We start from the raw sequence: 1,985 nt of genomic DNA, 5'->3' as shown, positions 1-1,985 counted from the left end.
GGGCACCGAAGGGTTCGATCGTGGACGCGGCCGAGCCGCAGATCCGCGAACTGCTCGAGCAATGGCCGGAGATGCCGGCGACGGTGATCGCGGAGAGGATCGGCTGGGACCGCGGCCTGACTGTGCTCAAGGACCGGATCCGGGACCTGCGGCCGGCCTATCGGCCCGCGGATCCGGCCTCGCGGACGGTCTATGAGCCGGGCGAGATCGGCCAGTGCGACCTATGGTTCCCGCCCGCCGACATCCCGCTCGGCTTCGGCCAGGTCGGACGGCCGCCGGTGCTGGTCATGGTCGCGGGCTACTCGCGGTGGATCACCGCGCGGATGCTGCCCTCCAGGTCCGCGGCCGACCTGATCGCGGGACACTGGCGGCTGCTGACCGAGCTCGGTGCCGTCCCCCGGGTGCTGGTCTGGGACAACGAGGGAGCCGTCGGCTCCTGGCGGCCGGGCGGTCCTCAACTCACCGATGAATTCGCCGCGTTCGCCGGACTGCTGGGCATCAAGTTCCTGCTCTGCAAGCCCCGGGATCCAGAGGCGAAGGGTCTGGTCGAGCGGGCCAACGGCTATCTGGAGACGTCGTTTCTGCCCGGGCGGCTGTTCGCCTCGCCGTCCGACTTCAACATCCAGCTCGCCGACTGGCTGACCAGAGCCAACCGGCGCATCCACCGCACCTTGCAGGCCCGCCCCTCGGACCGGCTGGAGGCCGACCGGTCGCGGATGCTGGCCCTGCCGCCGATCGCCCCGCCGGGCTGGTGGAAGGCATCGCTGCGGCTGCCGAGGGATCACTATGTCCGCCTGGACACCTGCGACTACTCGGTGCATCCGCTGGCCGTCGGCCGCCGCATCGAGGTGGCCGCCGACCTGGACCAGGTCCTGGTGACCTGCGACGGCGTCGAGGTCGCCCGCCATGCCCGCAGCTGGGCCCGCCACCAGACCATCACCGACCCGGACCACGCGGCCGCTGCCGCGGCCGCCCGCAAGACGGCAGCCGGCACGAAACCGGCGCCGGTGGACGTGACGGAGGTCGAGGAGCGGTCGCTGGACACCTACGACCGGATCTTCGGCGTGATCGACGGCGGGCTGAGCGCGGGCGAAGGGGCAGCGTGATGAGCACGAAGAACAGCACGAACCAGGCCAGGACCAGCCGCGATGTCGGCTCCGAACTCGTCTATCTGACCAAGGCGTTGAAGGCCCCCGCCTTGCGGGACGCCGCCGCCCGGCTCGCCGAACGGGCCCGCGACGAGGGCTGGAGCCACGAGGAGTATCTCGCCGCCTGCCTGCAACGGGAGGTCGCCGCCCGCGACTCCCACGGCGCCGAGGGCCGCATCCGCGCGGCCCGTTTCCCCTCCCGCAAGTCGCTGGAGGACTTCGACTTCGACCACCAGCGGTCCGTGAAACGCGAGGTCATCGCCCATCTGGGAACCCTGGACTTCGTCGTCGGGAAGGAGAACGTGATCTTCCTGGGGCCGCCCGGCACCGGCAAGACCCACCTCGCCACCGGGCTCGGCATCCGGGCCTGCCAGGCCGGCCACCGGGTCGCCTTCGCCACCGCCGCCCAGTGGGTCACCCGCCTCGCCGAAGCCCACCAAGCCGGGCGCCTGAGCGACGAGTTGACCCGGCTGGGCAGGATCCCGCTGATCATCGTGGACGAGGTCGGCTACATCCCCTTCGAACCCGAGGCCGCGAACCTGTTCTTCCAGTTCATCTCCGGCCGCTACGAACGCGCCTCGGTGATCGTGACCAGCAACAAGCCCTTCGGACGCTGGGGCGAGGTCTTCGGCGACGACACCGTCGCCGCCGCGATGATCGACCGCCTCGTCCACCACGCCGAGGTGATCTCGCTGAAGGGCGACAGCTACCGCATGCGCGGCCGCGACCTCGGACGGGTTCCCGCGGCCAACACCGGGGAATGACCAACATCAACTGACGCAGTGGGGGTCACTTTTCACCCGTCGAAAGTGGGTCACGATTCACGCGTCGCCGACA

Annotated in this window: 2 protein-coding genes; both read left to right on the top strand. The window is 70.4% G+C overall.

Annotation, left to right across the window (positions count from 1 at the left end; all coding sequences use genetic code 11):
* A partial coding sequence (gene istA, locus ACFU95_RS50930; RefSeq protein ID WP_383844772.1) for an IS21 family transposase occupies window positions 1-1,106 on the top strand: 1,106 nt, incomplete at its 5' end.
* Window positions 1,106-1,912 (top strand): IS21-like element helper ATPase IstB, encoded by an 807-nt coding sequence (gene istB, locus ACFU95_RS50925; RefSeq protein ID WP_383844769.1) that lies wholly within the window; start codon window positions 1,106-1,108, stop codon window positions 1,910-1,912. The genes istA and istB, both read left to right, overlap by 1 nt.
* Window positions 1,913-1,985: the final 73 nt, after the last annotated feature.

The organism is Streptomyces sp. NPDC057623, from assembly GCF_042800355.1.
In the GTDB taxonomy this organism is placed as follows: domain Bacteria; phylum Actinomycetota; class Actinomycetes; order Streptomycetales; family Streptomycetaceae; genus Streptomyces.
This window is presented reverse-complemented; position numbering and strand designations above follow the sequence as displayed.

Excerpts from the sequence above, each read along its gene's own strand:
- istB (WP_383844769.1), top strand. The coding sequence starts at position 1,106 with ATGAGCACGAAGAACAGCACGAACCAGGCCAGGACCAGCCGCGATGTC.